At 55.5% G+C, this 15,049-nt stretch carries 16 protein-coding genes; 9 read left to right on the top strand and 7 right to left on the bottom strand.

The annotated features are described in order from the left end of the window. Positions 1-50: 50 nt before the first annotated feature. From ACVLVH_RS05395 to pabB, 3 genes are all read right to left on the bottom strand, one after another. Positions 51-1,415, bottom strand: coding sequence for an L-serine ammonia-lyase (locus ACVLVH_RS05395; protein ID WP_101764191.1), 1,365 nt, complete (start codon positions 1,413-1,415; stop codon positions 51-53). A 736-nt stretch (positions 1,416-2,151) separates the two neighbouring features. Continuing rightward, positions 2,152-2,721 carry a CoA pyrophosphatase gene (locus tag ACVLVH_RS05390; protein ID WP_137385915.1) on the bottom strand — a complete coding sequence of 190 codons (570 nt, stop codon included), beginning with the start codon at positions 2,719-2,721 and terminating at the stop codon, positions 2,152-2,154. Position 2,722: 1 nt separating this feature from the next. Beyond that, positions 2,723-4,081 carry an aminodeoxychorismate synthase component 1 gene (gene pabB / locus ACVLVH_RS05385; protein ID WP_192411699.1) on the bottom strand — a complete coding sequence of 453 codons (1,359 nt, stop codon included), beginning with the start codon at positions 4,079-4,081 and terminating at the stop codon, positions 2,723-2,725. A gap of 110 nt (positions 4,082-4,191) precedes the next feature. Between pabB and ACVLVH_RS05380 the strand changes: the two genes are divergently transcribed. Beyond that, the gene (locus tag ACVLVH_RS05380; protein WP_008110398.1) at positions 4,192-4,389 is read left to right on the top strand and encodes a YoaH family protein; all 198 of its coding nucleotides are present in this window, start codon (positions 4,192-4,194) and stop codon (positions 4,387-4,389) included. Between the two features lie 14 nt (positions 4,390-4,403). On the opposite strand, the gene ACVLVH_RS05375 is transcribed toward ACVLVH_RS05380, so the two are convergent. After that, the gene (locus tag ACVLVH_RS05375) at positions 4,404-4,748 is read right to left on the bottom strand and encodes a RidA family protein (RefSeq protein ID WP_061718729.1); all 345 of its coding nucleotides are present in this window, start codon (positions 4,746-4,748) and stop codon (positions 4,404-4,406) included. Between the two features lie 124 nt (positions 4,749-4,872). Between ACVLVH_RS05375 and yoaA the strand changes: the two genes are divergently transcribed. The 5 genes from yoaA (at position 4,873) to rnd (ending at position 11,293) form a co-directional block, all read left to right on the top strand. Next, positions 4,873-6,783, top strand: coding sequence for a DNA repair helicase YoaA (yoaA, locus tag ACVLVH_RS05370; protein WP_176970030.1), 1,911 nt, complete (start codon positions 4,873-4,875; stop codon positions 6,781-6,783). A 51-nt stretch (positions 6,784-6,834) separates the two neighbouring features. Then, positions 6,835-7,533: a tRNA (adenosine(37)-N6)-threonylcarbamoyltransferase complex dimerization subunit type 1 TsaB gene (tsaB, locus tag ACVLVH_RS05365; protein ID WP_101764196.1), complete on the top strand. Its 699-nt coding sequence runs from the start codon at positions 6,835-6,837 to the stop codon at positions 7,531-7,533. Between the two features lie 60 nt (positions 7,534-7,593). Next, entirely contained in the window at positions 7,594-8,187 is a 594-nt protein-coding gene (locus ACVLVH_RS05360) for a Slp family lipoprotein (RefSeq protein WP_101764197.1), read from the top strand. A gap of 209 nt (positions 8,188-8,396) precedes the next feature. After that, positions 8,397-10,073: a long-chain-fatty-acid--CoA ligase FadD gene (fadD, locus tag ACVLVH_RS05355; RefSeq protein WP_146001316.1), complete on the top strand. Its 1,677-nt coding sequence runs from the start codon at positions 8,397-8,399 to the stop codon at positions 10,071-10,073. 98 nt (positions 10,074-10,171) lie between these two features. Further along, a complete protein-coding gene (gene rnd, locus ACVLVH_RS05350) occupies positions 10,172-11,293 on the top strand; it encodes a ribonuclease D (RefSeq protein ID WP_192411700.1) in 1,122 nt (373 codons plus the stop codon). A gap of 55 nt (positions 11,294-11,348) precedes the next feature. Here rnd and minE read toward each other — a convergent pair whose 3' ends face one another. Genes minE through minC form a run of 3 tightly spaced genes read right to left on the bottom strand, consistent with a single transcriptional unit; the run spans position 11,349 to position 13,178 of the window. Further along, entirely contained in the window at positions 11,349-11,618 is a 270-nt protein-coding gene (gene minE / locus ACVLVH_RS05345) for a cell division topological specificity factor MinE (protein WP_007889661.1), read from the bottom strand. A 3-nt stretch (positions 11,619-11,621) separates the two neighbouring features. Next, positions 11,622-12,434: a septum site-determining protein MinD gene (gene minD / locus ACVLVH_RS05340; protein ID WP_007889662.1), complete on the bottom strand. Its 813-nt coding sequence runs from the start codon at positions 12,432-12,434 to the stop codon at positions 11,622-11,624. A gap of 33 nt (positions 12,435-12,467) precedes the next feature. Beyond that, a complete protein-coding gene (gene minC, locus ACVLVH_RS05335; protein ID WP_137385909.1) occupies positions 12,468-13,178 on the bottom strand; it encodes a septum site-determining protein MinC in 711 nt (236 codons plus the stop codon). A gap of 153 nt (positions 13,179-13,331) precedes the next feature. Between minC and ACVLVH_RS05330 the strand changes: the two genes are divergently transcribed. The 3 genes from ACVLVH_RS05330 (at position 13,332) to ycgN (ending at position 15,045) form a co-directional block, all read left to right on the top strand. Continuing rightward, positions 13,332-13,607 (top strand): YcgL domain-containing protein, encoded by a 276-nt coding sequence (locus ACVLVH_RS05330; RefSeq protein WP_110866280.1) that lies wholly within the window; start codon positions 13,332-13,334, stop codon positions 13,605-13,607. A 267-nt stretch (positions 13,608-13,874) separates the two neighbouring features. Then, positions 13,875-14,534 carry a fumarylacetoacetate hydrolase family protein gene (locus ACVLVH_RS05325; protein WP_101764202.1) on the top strand — a complete coding sequence of 220 codons (660 nt, stop codon included), beginning with the start codon at positions 13,875-13,877 and terminating at the stop codon, positions 14,532-14,534. A gap of 64 nt (positions 14,535-14,598) precedes the next feature. Continuing rightward, on the top strand, positions 14,599-15,045 hold the full coding sequence (ycgN, locus tag ACVLVH_RS05320) for a cysteine cluster protein YcgN (RefSeq protein WP_008110381.1): 447 nt from the start codon (positions 14,599-14,601) through the stop codon (positions 15,043-15,045). Positions 15,046-15,049 lie beyond the last annotated feature (4 nt).

Below are 15,049 nucleotides of genomic sequence, written 5' to 3'. Positions count from 1 at the left end.
CTACAGATGAATAAAAATAGCCAACTGTTGTTTAAATCACCAGCGAAGCGTTAATCGCACTGGACCTTAATCGCTAATCCGCCGCGAGAGGTTTCACGGTATTTAGCGTTCATGTCCTTACCGGTTTCGTACATGGTCTCAATCACTTTATCCAGCGACACACGTGGTTCACTGGTACGGCGCAGCGCCATGCGCGCGGAGTTAATGGCCTTCACGGAAGCGATGGCGTTACGCTCAATGCACGGCACCTGAACCTGGCCGGCGACGGGATCGCAGGTTAATCCCAGATTGTGTTCCATGCCGATTTCCGCCGCCACGCACACCTGTTCCGGGCTGCCGCCCAGTAGTTCCGCCAGACCGGCGGCTGCCATGGAACACGCCACGCCTACCTCGCCCTGACAGCCCACTTCGGCACCCGAAATAGAGGCGTTCATTTTATACAGCACGCCAATCGCACCAGAAGAGAGGAAGTAGCGGATGAAGATATCGGGCGTAACGGGTTCGATAAAGTGATCGTAATAGGCCAGCACTGCCGGCACGATGCCGCAGGCACCGTTAGTAGGTGCCGTCACCACACGACCGCCGGCCGCGTTCTCTTCATTCACTGCGAGCGCAAACATATTCACCCAGTCGATCACATCCATCGGATCTTTCGAGTGCTTTGAGGATGACACCAGCAGACGGCGCAGTGAAGCCGCACGACGAGGTACGCGCAACGGACCCGGCAGCACGCCTTCGGTATTCAGACCACGATCGATACAGGCCTGCATGGTTTGCCACACGTTGCCAAAATAGGCGTAAATCTCGTCGCGAGTATGCAGCGCCAGTTCGTTTTTCATTACCAAACCGGACAGCGACAGCCCACTTTCCCGACAGTGGCTGAGCAGCTCTTTAGCAGAGTGGAAAGGCCACGGCACGGAAACTTCGTTCAACACCGGTTGGCCGAAATGCTCTTCATCGACGATGAAACCGCCGCCGATGGAGTAGTAGGTTTTACTCAGAATCAGCAGATCGCCCGCGAAAGCAAATACCGTCATGCCGTTTTCATGCAGCGACAGGTTTTCGCTGCGGAACACCATGCCGCCTTCCCGTGGGAAATCCACTTCGCGCGCGCCGTTGGCTAACAGCAGACGCTCGCGCTGCTCCACGTCTTTAATGAACGCAGGAATGCCATCGATATCCACGGTGGCCGGTTCGAAGCCCGCCAGGCCCATGATAATCGCGATATCAGTGTGGTGACCTTTGCCCGTGAGCGACAGCGAACCATAGACGTCAACCGCCACGCGCGTCACGTCCTGCAATTTGCCTTGTTCGGCCAGCAGATCAACAAACTGCTTGCCCGCTTTCATCGGGCCGACGGTATGTGAACTGGATGGGCCGATGCCCACTTTAAACATGTCAAAAACACTAATCACCGGTGACACTCCTCACAAATCTTATTCTGCACGGCATAAGCCGTTTATGCGGCTAATAGTAATCGCCCATGCCGTATAACGAGCAGCTTTTCGCATGAAATAAACTAATTATAAACCCCAGAAATAGTTATCCGTTTGTACAGTTGTGAAGCGGATCGGTTTTCCCGGCGAAAGGCTAACGAAACGGGGTTTTACGGCACATTGTTTGTTTGGTCAGCAAACGAAGAGTGAGCTGGCCGGGGCCACTTTTGGTCCGGCGGTCCTCGCGCCGCTAACGCGGTACCTTCACTTCGCTCGTCTGCCTGACGGACCGGCGGAGACGGGACTTCCTTGTCCCGGCTCCGCCTTTCGCCCGCGTCCTGCGGGCTCTCCTGGCTTCCTCGCTTCGTTCAGCGCTGCGGAATGCCTGCCCAAAAGCGGCCCCGGCCTGCTCTGAAGCTTCAGTGTATGTTGATGAAAGGGGCTCATTTGCTAAAGGCGCTGGCGCGTCTGCTGTGGCAAAAGGGCCATTCGCAGCGCTGAGGCTTTTACGTTGGGCCAGGAGCCTCACGCATGGATGCGTGAGGCAGTTCGGGGCCGGCCAGGATGGCCGATCCGCGAACGGTCCGTCGGCACGACGTGGAAGCCGAAGGCACCGCGCTAGCGGCGCGAGGACGGCCCGTGACGCAGCAGATGTGTCAGAGCCCGCACCAGATCTGAAGCAAAAAGACAGTTTAACTGGCAAGCATTAGGTGATTTACGGCAGGGCGATTTGTTGACCGAGCGCACGAATAATCCCGGCGGTCATGCCCCAGATAAAATAATCCTCATACCAGGATAACCAAACCTGATGTTGGCGATGACCACGGCGCAAGGTGAGATCGCTGTAGCGGCTCAAACGCAATGCTTCCGCCAGCGGCATGGCAAAGGCGCTTTCCACTTCGTCCGGATTGAGCTGCAAAGCAAAATCAGCCGGAATAATGCCCACTACCGGCGTCACAGCGAAACCGGTGCTGCTGGTCACCGGCGGCAGAACACCGATGATCTGCACCTGTTCCGGCTGAATTCCCACTTCTTCCTGCGCTTCACGCAGTGCGGTGTGGATCAGCGAGGTGTCTGTGGCATCCTGCATGCCGCCGGGAAAGGCGACTTGCCCGGCGTGTTTACGCAGGTGTGATGAGCGCCGCGTGAGCAGCAAGCCAGGTTCTGCGCCGTCGATCACCGGCACCAGTACCGCCGCACGGCGTCCGCTGATGGCACTTTTCGGCGCATGCAGCGGCGGTTGCAGGACAAAGCGGCTGAGGAACTGCTCAAGGGTTAAATTCATTTCAGGTCCCATCACGCAGGCTGGGCAAAATACGGTTCACCTTATGGAAGGTTTCCTGATATTCGGCATCAAGGTCGCTATCTGCCACTAATCCGCCACCGGCGGCGCAGTAAAGCTGATGGTTTTCCGCAATCAACGTGCGAATGGTGATGCTGGTATCCATACGGCCACACAGGCTGATGTAGCCGATGCTGCCACACCAGGCATTGCGGCGATGCGGCTCTAACTCTTCAATGATCTCCATCGCGCGGATCTTCGGTGCGCCGGTGATGGAACCTCCGGGGAAGCAAGCACGCAGCAAATCGGTTGCGCTCAGCGTCTCAGGCAAACGTGCACGCACGGTGCTGACCAGATGATGCACCGCCGGGAAAGGTTCAACCACGAACAGTTCCGGTACGCTGACGCTGCCGGGCACGGCCACGCGGCCAATATCATTGCGCAGCAGATCGACAATCATCAGGTTCTCAGCGCGATCTTTCTGCGAGTTGGCGAGCTTCTCTGCCTGCAAACGGTCGGCCTCGGCATCAGCAAGACGCGGCAAAGTGCCTTTAATCGGACGTGTTTCAATCTCCTGCTGCTGTAAAGCGAGGAAGCGCTCTGGCGATAAACTCAGCAGCACGCTATCCGGCAAACGCAGGAAGGCGCTGAACGGCGCGCGATTCGCCTGCGTCAGACGCAAAAAGGCCTGCCACTCATCACCGCGATAGCCCGCCTGAAAACGCTGTGCCAGATTCACCTGATAACAATCACCGGCTTGAATATAGGCCTGCACCGCGTGGAACCGCTGCGCATACTGGTCATAACTGAGGTTGGATTGCCACTCGCTGGTCAAGGCGAAAGGCTCGGCGGGCGGCGCGGTTTGTGCTTGCAGCCAGTGCCAGCGCTGCCCGGCATCGGTGAGCGAAACCAGCGTCAGTTTTTGCAGATGGTGATCGGCGATCAGCGCCCAGTCATAAATGCCCACCGCCATATCCGGCGTGGTGAGATCCTGCTGCGCGCGCTGCGGCAGGTCTTCAAAGCGTCGTCCTAAATCGTAACCGAACAGGCCGAGGGCGCCGCCCTGAAACGGTAACCCGGCATCAAAAGCCGGCGTGACACCCAGCGCGGCACATTGTTGTTGCACCAGCAACAGCGGGTCGGCGGCGGAGTGAATGACGTCATCACCGCAGATAATTTCAGTGCTGGCACCGCGCGTAGTCAGCGTCGCGCGCGGATCGGCGGTGAGGATATCAAAGCGATTATCCGCATGATCGGCCTGGCCGGAGGTCAGCAACATCGCCCAGCGTTGGTGGGCTAGCGGAGCAAAAAGGTCTAACAGCGTTTCGGGCGTATACTTCAGAACGAGACTTTTTACCATCATTGGACAAATCACTTCAGCAAGCAGGTCGCTAGCCTGACATATTTTTTTGTTGCTGGCACCCGTTTGTTCCACGTGGTAATAATGCGTCCCCCATGCACCAGGAGTGAATTATGTTTACAGGTCTTCCAGCGTTATCCCATGAGCAACAGCAGCAAGCGGTTGAACGCATCCAGGAATTGATGGCGGGCGGTATGTCGAGCGGACAGGCGATTGCGCAGGTGGCGCAGGAGATTCGTCAAACCTATAAAGGTGAAGCCATTCGGGCGATGTTCGAAGACGACGAGGATGAAGAAGACGACAACGAATAACGCCCGAACGGATTTTACAGCGCGGCGATGATTTTAATTTCGACTTTATACTTCGGGTTCATCAAACCGGCCTGCACGGTGCAACGCACCGGCGCATTGCCTGGCGAAACCCACGCATCCCAGGCGCGATTCATCGCCGGAAAATCGCTTTTCTCCACCAGAAAAATGGTGGCGTCGAGGATCTTGCTCTTATCCGATCCCACGCGCGTCAGAATGGCGTCAATCACCGCCAACGCATTGGCGGTTTGCGCTTCCGCATCTTCATCCAGGTTTTCCGGTACGCTGGTGTAATAGACGGTTTGGTTATGCACCACGGCTTCGGACATACGGTGCTCTGGATCAATACGCGTAATGGTCATGCTGTTCTCCTTTAATTTTGCTGCGCTAGCCTGCCATATCCCAGGGGCGCATGTCATCTGTTGTGGTTGCCCGCCGGGAATCCTGACATAATTACAGTGGTTTTAATTTTTGATGTGAGGAAGTGTGGCAGACGATTTTGCAGCTGATGGCGCACTGGCGCAGGCAATTCCGGGCTTTAAACCGCGTGAAGCACAGCGCCAAATGGCCAAAGCGGTAACCGAGGCGGTGAAAACAGGCGGCGAGCTGGTAGTAGAAGCGGGCACCGGAACCGGTAAAACCTATGCCTATCTGGCGCCGGCATTGCGGGCAAAGAAAAAAGTCATTGTTTCCACCGGATCCAAAGCGTTGCAGGATCAGCTCTATAATCGCGATCTGCCTACCATCGCGCGTGCCCTTAAGTTCAGCGGCAAAACTGCGCTGCTTAAAGGACGCTCCAACTATTTATGCCTCGAACGTCTTGAGCAGCAGAATCAAACCGGCGGCGATCTCAGCGTTCAGGCGCTGGGCGATTTGATCAGCGTGCGCGGCTGGTCGTCAGAAACCACCGATGGCGACGTCAGCAACTGCAACGGCGTGGCCGAAGACAGCCCGATCTGGCCGTTCGTCACCAGCACCAACGATAACTGCCTCGGCAGCGATTGCCCGCTGTATAAAGATTGCTTCGTGGTCAAAGCGCGCAAAAAAGCCATGGACGCCGATGTGGTGGTGGTGAACCATCATCTGTTTCTTGCCGATCTGGTGGTGAAAGAGGGCGGCTTTGGCGAACTGATCCCGGAGGCCGATGTGATGATCTTCGATGAAGCGCATCAGCTCCCCGATATCGCCAGCCAGTATTTCGGTCAGCAGCTGTCGAGCCGTCAACTGCAGGACCTCGCCAAAGACATCATCATCGCCTATCGCACCGAAGTGCGGGATGTGCAGCAGCTGCAGAAATCTGCCGATCGTCTGGCGCAGTGCGCGCAGGATTTTCGTTTGACGCTCGGCGAACCGGGTTTTCGCGGCAACCTGCGCGATCTGCTGAGCGATAACAACATCATGCGCATGTTTACCTTGCTGGATGATGCGCTCGAACTCTGTTACGACGTGATCAAACTGTCGCTGGGGCGCTCTGCGCTGCTGGACGCCGCCTTTGAGCGCGCGGCGTTGTATCGCACGCGCCTGAAACGGCTGCGCGCCATTGACGAGCCCGGCTTCAGCTATTGGTATGAGTGCAATAGCCGCCATTTCACGCTGGCGCTGACGCCGCTGTCGGTGGCGGAACGCTTCCGGGAAGTGATGGATAACCGCAAAGCTGCGTGGATTTTCACGTCAGCCACGCTGGCGGTGAATGAGCAGATGAGCCATTTCTCCAGCCGCCTCGGGGTGGATAACGCTACTACGATGATCCTCGACAGCCCGTTCGATTACACCCAGCAAGCGCTGCTGTGTGTGCCACGCAACATGCCGGAACCCAATCATCCCGGCGGCGCGCGCCAGCTGGCGCGCATGATGAAGCCGCTGATTGATGCCAACAAAGGCCGCTGCTTCTTCCTCTGCACCTCGCACAAGATGATGCGCGAGTTAGCCATTGAGTTTCGTGCTTCCATGACGTTGCCGGTATTGCTGCAAGGTGAAACCAGTAAAGGACAGCTGCTAAAGCAGTTCCTGGAAGCCGGTAACGCGCTGTTGGTCGCCACCAGCAGCTTCTGGGAAGGTGTCGATGTACGCGGCGATGCGCTGTCGCTGGTGATCATCGACAAGCTGCCATTTACCTCGCCGGAAGATCCGCTGCTCAAAGCCCGCATGGAAGATTGCCGCCTGCGCGGCGGCGATCCCTTCAATGATGTGCAACTGCCCGATGCGGTAATCACCCTGAAACAGGGCGTGGGGCGTTTGATTCGTGATACCGAAGATCGCGGGGTACTGGTGATTTGCGATCAGCGCCTGGTTTCTCGCCCCTACGGCGGCCTGTTCCTGAACAGTTTGCCACCCACGCCGCGCACCCGCGATATTGCGCGTGCCATCGAATTTGTCCGTCAGCCAGTGGATCACTAATTGTGCCAGGCTGTGATAAGATGCGCGCCATTTTGACTCTCTGAGGTTGTTATGTCCGCCCGAATTTTAGCCCTGGACACGGCGACAGAAGCCTGTTCTGCCGCGCTGCAAAATCTGCAGCAGATTGATGCCCGCTTTGAAATCGCCCCGCGCGATCACACCCAACGTATTCTGCCGCTGGTTCAGGAGCTGTTGCAGGCGCAGCAGCTGGAGCTGACCGCGCTTGACGTGCTGGCGTTTGGCCGTGGACCGGGCAGTTTTACCGGTGTGCGTATCGGCATTGGCATTGCTCAAGGGCTGGCGCTTGGCGCGAATCTGCCGATGATTGGCGTCTCCTCGTTAGCGACCATGGCGCAGGGCGCGTGGCGTTTGACCGGCGCGACGCGCGTGCTGGCCGCAATCGACGCGCGCATGGGCGAACTCTATTGGGCTGAATATCAGCGCGACGAAAACGGTGAATGGCAGGGCGCGGAAACCGAAGCGGTGATCAAACCCGACGTGGCGCAGCAACGTATTGCCGCATTAGGTGGCGAATGGACGGCTGTTGGCACCGGCTGGCAAGCCTATCCGCATCTGCTCACCTCGCCAGGCGCGCAGCTTATTGCCTCAGAGGTATTGTTACCGGCGGCGGAAGATATGCTGCCGCTGGCGCTCAGCGCCTGGCAGCGTGATGAAGCAGTTGCGGTGGAGAATGCCGAGCCGGTTTATCTGCGCAATGAAGTGGCATGGAAAAAGTTGCCGGGACGCTAGGCCGCGCGCAACTTATCTTCGCGTGCTCAGTCTAATCAGAGAAATAACAGGAGAAGTGCTATGCCAATAAGTCGTAAAGGGATGTCTGGCGCTCTGTTAGCCTGCGCAATGCTGCTCAGCGGCTGTGTTTCGGTGCCAGATTCAATTAAAGGAAGTTCTGAGCTTCCACAGCAAGATTTACTGCGCGTGATGAACGCGCCGCAACTGTTTGTCGGTCAGGAATCACGCTTCGGCGGGAAAGTGGTAAAGGTCACCAATCTCAACGGCTTAACGCGCGTGGAAATTGCGACCCAGCCGCTGGATGAGAGCGCGCGTCCGCGTTTAGGCGCAGCTTCGGTTGGCCGCATCTTTGCTGACATCCGCGGCTTTGTCGATCCGGTCGATTTGAATAACCAATACATCACGGTGCTGGGCAACATCAAAGGCACCGAGAAAGGCGATATTGGTAAGGCCAGCTACAACTTTGTGGTGATCGATGTGCGCGGCTATCAGCGCTGGCATCTGACGCAACAGGTGATGACGCCGCCGCAGCCGATTGATCCCTACATCTGGTATGGCCCAACGCGCCATCGTCCGGGATATTGGGGACCCAATCCGTATTGGGGTATGAACCTTGGCCAACCGGCGCAGGTACAAACTATCCTCACCGAATAAGCTATTAATGGTGTTATTTACGGCCCGGTCGCGGTGCGTGCGAACGGGCCTTTTTATTGGGCGCGCAACCGATGCGCGAAATTTAGTGATGCGCTTCGCAACCTGAAAATGCCGAAACAGGCAAACTGGTACAATCAGTTAAAATATTGTTAACAACATTGATTGTCGAGGCGGAGATGGCTACGCAACAGGATTATCGGGGTGATTCTTTGAATAAGGTTTGGCTCAAACGCTATCCGGCAGATGTCCCTGCGGAAATTAATGCGGATCGTTACGCTTCTCTGGTCGATCTTTTCGAGCACGCAACAGAGCAATACGCCGATCAGGTGGCTTTCATCAATATGGGCCAGCCGATGACCTATCGGCAGCTGGAAAAGCAAAGCCGCGCCTTTGCCGCCTGGCTGCAGCAAGGTTTAGGATTAAAGCAAGGCGATCGCGTGGCGCTAATGATGCCCAATCTGCTGCAATATCCCGTCGCGCTGTTTGGCGTACTGCGCGCTGGCATGGTGGTGGTCAACGTCAATCCGCTCTATACGCCGCGTGAACTCAAGCATCAGCTCGTTGATAGCGGCGCCAGCGCCATAGTGATCGTCTCGAACTTTGCCCACACGCTGGAAAAAGTGGTGGCCGAAACGCCGATCAAACATGTGATGTTAACGCGTATGGGCGATCAGCTGGCGCCGGTGAAAGCCACGCTGGTGAACTTCGTCGTTAAATACGTGAAAAAGCTGGTGCCAAAATACCATCTGCCGGGCGCGGTCCCGTTCCGCAGCGCCTTGTCGCAGGGCGAACAGATGACCTATCAACGCCCAACCGTGACCAATGACGATCTCGCTTTCCTGCAATATACCGGCGGTACCACCGGCGTGGCCAAAGGCGCGATGCTGACGCACCGCAATATGCAGGCCAATCTGGAACAGACTAAAGCTACTTACGGCAAGCTGCTGCGTCCGGGCAAAGAGCAAGTGGTGACCGCGCTGCCGCTCTATCACATCTTCGCGCTGACGGTGAACGGGCTGTTGTTCCTTGACCTTGGCGGCACCAACCTGCTGATCACTAATCCGCGCGATATTCCCGGCTTTGTTAAAGAGCTCAGCAAGTTCCCATTTACCGCCATTACTGGCGTGAACACCTTGTTCAATGCGCTGCTGAATGATGCCAATTTCAATAAGCTCGATTTCTCCACGCTGCGCCTGTCAGCCGGCGGCGGCATGGCGGTGCAAAAAGCGGTCGCCGAGCGTTGGGAAAAACTCACCGGACACTATCTGCTGGAAGGTTACGGTCTGACCGAGTGTTCGCCGCTGGTGTCAGTGAATCCGTATGACATTACCTGTCATACCGGCAGCATCGGTTTGCCGGTGCCGTCCACCGATGTGCGCATCGTCGATGATGAAGACAAGGATGTGGCGCCAGGTGAACCGGGCGAGTTGTGTATTCGCGGACCGCAGGTGATGACCGGCTACTGGCAGCGCGCCGACGCTACCGATGAAGTGCTGAAAAATGGCTGGCTGCATACCGGTGATATTGTTACCGTTGATAGCGAAGGCTTTATTCGCATCGTCGATCGTAAGAAAGACATGATTCTGGTGTCAGGCTTTAACGTGTATCCTAACGAGATCGAAGATGTGCTGATGCAGCATGAGAAAGTGCGTGAAGCCGCGGCGATTGGCGTTCCCAGCGATCTGTCGGGCGAAGCGGTAAAAGTGTGCATCGTGAAGAAAGATCCTTCACTGACGAAAGAAGAAGTGCTGGATCATTGCCGTCGCCAGCTCACCGGCTACAAAGTGCCGAAGATTATCGAGTTTCGTGACGAGTTGCCGAAGACCAACGTCGGCAAAATATTACGTCGCGAATTGCGTGATGAGGCGAAGCGAGAAGGGCAGTAACGCGCCATTCTCCTCAGGTTAACGCCGGCACAGTCCGGCGTTTTTATTGCTTTTAACATGGAGCGCTGCGCGTAGTTTGCCGCAGCGAGAAAGACAACGTGAATTACACCCTGATCGACCAAAATGACCAACTGGCCGCCGTGTGCGAGAAAGCACGCCAGCACGCCGCCGTGGCGCTGGATACTGAATTCGTGCGCACCCGCACCTACTATCCGCAGCTCGGCCTGATTCAGCTGTTTGATGGCGACCAGCTGATCCTGATCGATCCGCTTAATATCAGTGACTGGACGCCGTTTGTGGCGCTGTTGCAGGACAAGCAGGTCACCAAATTCCTGCACGCCGGTGGCGAAGATCTGGAAGTGTTCCTGCATCGCTTTAAATGCCTGCCCGATCCCATGATTGATACGCAAATTCTGGCGGCATTTACCGGCCAGGCGCTGTCGTGGGGCTTTGCCTCGATGGTGATGCATTTCAACCAAATCGAGCTGGATAAAAGCGAATCGCGTACCGATTGGCTGGCGCGTCCGTTGACCGAACGTCAATGTGAATATGCCGCTGCCGATGTCGCCTATCTGCTGCCGATTGCCCATCAGCTGGTGGCGCAAACTGAAGAAGCTGGCAACATGGCGGCGGCGCTAAGCGAATGCAATATGCTGTGCCAGCGCCGCCTGGATGTGCTGCAACCGGAAGAAGCCTGGCGCGACATCACCAATGCGTGGCAACTGCGTCCGCGTCAGCTTGCGGCGTTGCAACGTCTGGCCGCGTGGCGTTTAAACCTCGCGCGTCAGAAAGATATGGCGGTGAACTTCGTGGTGCGCGAAGAGAATCTGTGGAAAGTGGCGCGCTTTATGCCGGGCAGCCTTGGCGAGCTGGATCATTTAGGGCTGAACGGCCATGAAATCCGCTTCCACGGTAAAGCTATGGTGGCGCTGGTGGCTGAAGCGCAGGCGCAGGATGAAGCGACCTTGCCGCAGCCGCTGCCCAATCTGATCGACCACCCACACTACAAGCAGGCGTTTAAAGCCATTAAAGCGCTGGTGCAACAGGTGAGTGAAGAGAGTGGTTTCAGCCAGGAACTGCTGGCATCACGTCGGCAGATTAATCAGGTGCTGAGTGTGCATTGGGGATTGAAAAACGCGTCGCGCACACCTGAGTTACAGACAGGCTGGCGGGGCGACTTACTGAAAGCGGGTATCAGCGAGATTCTGCAGGCACTTTAATGCGAGCATTTTCCCCTGCGCAACACCGCAGGGGAAAATCAGGAAACCGCTTTAATCATTTAGGAACGTCTTCCGGCTCCGGCAGTGTCACGTTGAGCTCGAGGATCGAGATATCATCCCCTTTCTGATCCAGCTGAACGGTCACCATATCCGGGTCAATTTTTACGTATTTACAGATCACTTCCAAAATATCGCGCTTCAGCTGCGGCAGATAGTGGGGCTCACTGTCGCCCCTTCTGCGTTCGGCTACGATAATCTGCAGCCTTTCCTTGGCTATATTGGCTGTGTTCTTCTTACGGGATAAAAAGAAATCAAGTAATGCCATTGGTTATCCCCCGAACAGGCGTTTAAGGAAACCCTTCTTCTCTTCTTCGATAAAGCGGAAGGGGCGTTCTTCGCCAAGCAGGCGATCTACGGTATCAGCATAGGCTTTACCGGCGTCAGCGTTTGCGTCGAGGATCACCGGCTCACCCTGGTTAGAGGCGCGCAGGACAGATTGATCTTCCGGGATGACGCCAACCAGGGGAATGCGCAGAATTTCCAGCACATCTTCCATGCTCAGCATATCGCCACGGGTTACGCGGCCAGGATTATAACGGGTCAGCAGCAGATGCTCTTTCACCGGATCCTGGCTGTTCTCTGCACGACGGGATTTCGAAGAGATGATGCCGAGAATACGGTCGGAGTCACGTACTGAAGAGACTTCCGGGTTGGTGGTGATGATGGCTTCATCGGCGAAGTACAATGCCATCAGCGCGCCGGTTTCGATACCTGCTGGTGAGTCACAGACGATAAAGTCGAACTCCATCGCCGCCAGATCGTTCAGCACTTTTTCAACGCCTTCACGCGTCAGTGCATCTTTATCGCGCGTCTGTGAAGCTGGCAGAATGTAGAGTTGCTCTGTGCGCTTGTCGCGAATCAGCGCTTGATTCAGCGTTGCATCGCCCTGAATGACGTTTACAAAGTCATACACCACGCGGCGTTCACAGCCCATGATCAAATCCAGGTTACGCAGACCGATATCGAAATCGATGACGACGGTTTTTTTGCCTTTCTGCGCTAACCCGGTAGCGATGGCCGCGCTTGACGTGGTCTTGCCAACGCCCCCTTTACCCGATGTAACTACAATAATGCGTGCCATAAATGTTGATTTCCTTAACGAAAGAAAAGGGGCTTAATTAAGTGTCTGAATGGTAAGCGCGCCCTCTATCAGGCTGAGGCGCGCCGCTTTACCAAAGAATTCCGCCGGGATTTGATCGATCATCCAATATTCCCCGGCAATAGAGACCAACTCTGCGGCGAGGTTGGTGCAAAAAATCTGGCTGTCGCGTTGTCCGCCGACGCCGGCTAACGCGCGACCGCGCATCATGCCGTAAATATGGATGTTACCGTCGGCGACCAGTTCGGCACCGGCGCTGACGCTGCTGGTGACGATGAGATCGGCATTGCGCGCATAAATTTGCTGGCCCGAACGCACGGGCGTATTAATGATGCGGGTTTTACTGGCGGCATCCGCCACCACCGCCGCAACAACCGGTGCGGCTTCAGCGACCGGCGCCGCGGCTTGTTTGCGGCTCTCTTTACCTTCAGAAAGGACCGGCAAGCCCGCGCGGGCGATCATTTTTTTCAGGGCTTCATCTTTGCATCCGCTGACACCCACGATACGCAGACCGGTCGCCATCACCGCTTGTTGCATCTGTTTCCAGTTTATGTCGCCGGTTAACGCTGATACATTCAGCACCACCGGCGCATTCAGCAAAAAGGCCGGTGCCTGATCGATTTTGTCCTGTAGCGCCTGACGAATCACCTCGGGTTGCGAATGATGCAGATGAACGACTGACAGGGTAAAACTGCTTCCCTTGAATTCGATTGGCGTTTGCGACATCTGTGCTGACTCAGTCCTGTTTTACGACCCTTAAATGCTCGCCGATAAAATCGGCAATAACATCAAACGGTCAATATTCGAAGTTCTGCAAGCATGTTATAGTTACTGCTATATTCAGGCAAGTGACGCCATCGGTTAATTCGAGTAAAAAATATGTTTTGTGTGATCTACAGAAGCCCGCAACGTGAACAAACTTATCTGTATGTTGAAAAAAAAGACGATTTCTCACGGGTGCCGGAAGAACTGCTGCGTGGCTTCGGCAAACCCCAGCTGGCCATGGTGCTGTCACTGGATAAGCGTGACAAGCTGGCTAACGCGGATATCAATAAAGTTAAGCAAGGTTTAAGCGACCACGGCTTTTATTTGCAAATTCCACCGCCGGTTGAAAGTCTGCTCAACATTCATCTCGATCAGGGTAAAAAAGATTAATTCAGATTCCTCTGTAAATATATCCTGTAGAAATAATCAGTGCTATTTGCGTTAATTAATTGCCCGCTTTAACCCTTTATTGCGGGCAATTATCCCGGCGTTTAGCTGATTTTGTTGTATACGATTAATGACTTTTGACAATTTCCGCCACGCCTGCCGCCATAAACCCGCTAATATATTCCACCTCAGCGTGCCGCGTTCCGGCACTGAGCCAGATTTCATCGCCAGATGCACTGGCGGCAAACACAACCAAAGCAGGGGAATAGCATGTATCAGCATCGTAACTGGCAGGGCGCTCTGTTGGATTATCCGGTCAGCAAAGTGGTTTGCGTCGGCAGCAACTATGCAAAGCACATAAAGGAAATGGGAAGTGCCACGCCAACCGAACCGGTAGTGTTTATCAAACCGGAAACCGCGGTGTGCGATCTGCGCCAGCCGCTGTCAATCCCGGCAAATTTTGGTGAAGTGCATCATGAAGTGGAGCTGGCGGTGTTGATTGGCTCGACGCTGAAGCAGGCGAGCGAAGAGCATGTGGCGAAGGCGATTGCCGGTTATGGCGTCGCGCTGGATTTGACCTTACGTGACGTGCAGGCCGGGTTGAAGAAAGCGGGCCAACCGTGGGAAAAATCCAAAGGTTTCGATAACTCGTGTCCGCTGTCAGGTTTTATTCCGGTTGCCGAGTTCAGCGGCGATCCTCAGAACACCGAACTGAAGCTGATGGTTAACGGCGAAGTGCGTCAGCACGGGACGACCGCCGATATGATCCACAAAATTCTGCCGCTGATTGCCTATATGAGCCAGTATTTCACACTGCGCGCGGGCGATGTGGTGCTGACCGGTACGCCTGAAGGCGTTGGCCCGATGCGTTCTGGCGACAAGCTGGAAGTATCGCTGGCGGGTCACGGTATTTCGACGCGCGTTCTGTAAAACTTGCATCACCGCACCTGAACCTTTATAAGGTGCGGTCTCTTTGCTAACCCGGACCGCCATCATGACTGAACAACCTTTCTGGCAGACTAAACGCCTTGACCAAATGAACGACGCAGAGTGGGAATCCCTGTGCGACGGCTGCGGCCAATGTTGCTTGAATAAGTTGCAGGATGCGGATACCGACGAAATCTACTTCACCAACGTGGCCTGCAATCAGCTGAATATCAAAACCTGCCAATGCCGTAACTACGAGCATCGTTTTGAGTTAGAAGAGAATTGCATCAAGTTGACGCGTGAAAATCTCACCAGCTTTGAATGGCTGCCGCGTACCTGCGCCTATCGCGTGTTAGGGGAAGGCAAAACCTTGCCAGCCTGGCATCCGCTGATCGCCGGTTCTAAAAAGGCGATGCATGCGCAGCGCATTTCAGTGCGTTTTATTGCGGTGCGTGAGAGTGAAGTGCGGGATTGGGAAGAGCATATAATCGATCGACCGGATCGCAACGGTTAAACAT

Source organism: Kluyvera sp. 1366 (genome assembly GCF_054823405.1).
This window is presented reverse-complemented; position numbering and strand designations above follow the sequence as displayed.

Bases quoted from the DNA above. Each gene is read 5' to 3' on its own strand.
- ACVLVH_RS05390 (WP_137385915.1), bottom strand. From the start codon at position 2,721: ATGAATTTAACCCTTGAGCAGTTCCTCAGCCGCTTTGTCCTGCAACCG.
- pabB (WP_192411699.1), bottom strand. From the start codon at position 4,081: ATGATGGTAAAAAGTCTCGTTCTGAAGTATACGCCCGAAACGCTGTTA.
- ACVLVH_RS05380 (WP_008110398.1), top strand. From the start codon at position 4,192: ATGTTTACAGGTCTTCCAGCGTTATCCCATGAGCAACAGCAGCAAGCG.
- ACVLVH_RS05375 (WP_061718729.1), bottom strand. From the start codon at position 4,748: ATGACCATTACGCGTATTGATCCAGAGCACCGTATGTCCGAAGCCGTG.
- tsaB (WP_101764196.1), top strand. From the start codon at position 6,835: ATGTCCGCCCGAATTTTAGCCCTGGACACGGCGACAGAAGCCTGTTCT.
- ACVLVH_RS05360 (WP_101764197.1), top strand. From the start codon at position 7,594: ATGCCAATAAGTCGTAAAGGGATGTCTGGCGCTCTGTTAGCCTGCGCA.
- minE (WP_007889661.1), bottom strand. From the start codon at position 11,618: ATGGCATTACTTGATTTCTTTTTATCCCGTAAGAAGAACACAGCCAAT.
- minD (WP_007889662.1), bottom strand. From the start codon at position 12,434: ATGGCACGCATTATTGTAGTTACATCGGGTAAAGGGGGCGTTGGCAAG.
- minC (WP_137385909.1), bottom strand. From the start codon at position 13,178: ATGTCGCAAACGCCAATCGAATTCAAGGGAAGCAGTTTTACCCTGTCA.
- ACVLVH_RS05330 (WP_110866280.1), top strand. From the start codon at position 13,332: ATGTTTTGTGTGATCTACAGAAGCCCGCAACGTGAACAAACTTATCTG.
- ACVLVH_RS05325 (WP_101764202.1), top strand. From the start codon at position 13,875: ATGTATCAGCATCGTAACTGGCAGGGCGCTCTGTTGGATTATCCGGTC.
- ycgN (WP_008110381.1), top strand. From the start codon at position 14,599: ATGACTGAACAACCTTTCTGGCAGACTAAACGCCTTGACCAAATGAAC.